1 pseudogene is annotated in these 271 nt (G+C 67.5%); it reads left to right on the top strand.

Annotation, left to right across the window (positions count from 1 at the left end):
• Positions 1–271: pseudogene (locus GTW40_RS09790) on the top strand (formate dehydrogenase); the annotation flags it as partial.

The following is a 271-nucleotide window of genomic DNA, read 5'->3' as shown; positions in this document are numbered from 1 at the left end:
TCGGCGGCGACATGGCGCTGCTGCGCGGCATGGCCAAGGCTGTCCTGGAGCAGGCGAAGACCGACCCCAAGGCCATCGACAAGCTGTTCATCGACCGCCACACCACCGGCTTCGATGAGTACCGCGCCCTGTGCGAGTCCACTCCCTGGGAGGAGCTGGAGCGGCAGTCCTCGCTCAGCCGTGCCGAGATCCTCAAGGCGGCGCGCATCTACATGGACGCCGACCGCTCCATCATCAGCTGGTGCCTCGGCGTCACCCAGCACGAGCACGG

It is taken from the genome of Streptomyces sp. SID4985, from assembly GCF_009863025.1.
Taxonomy (GTDB): domain Bacteria; phylum Actinomycetota; class Actinomycetes; order Streptomycetales; family Streptomycetaceae; genus Streptomyces.
Note: the sequence above shows the minus strand (reverse complement) of the source record. Positions and strands in the feature narration are given on the sequence as shown.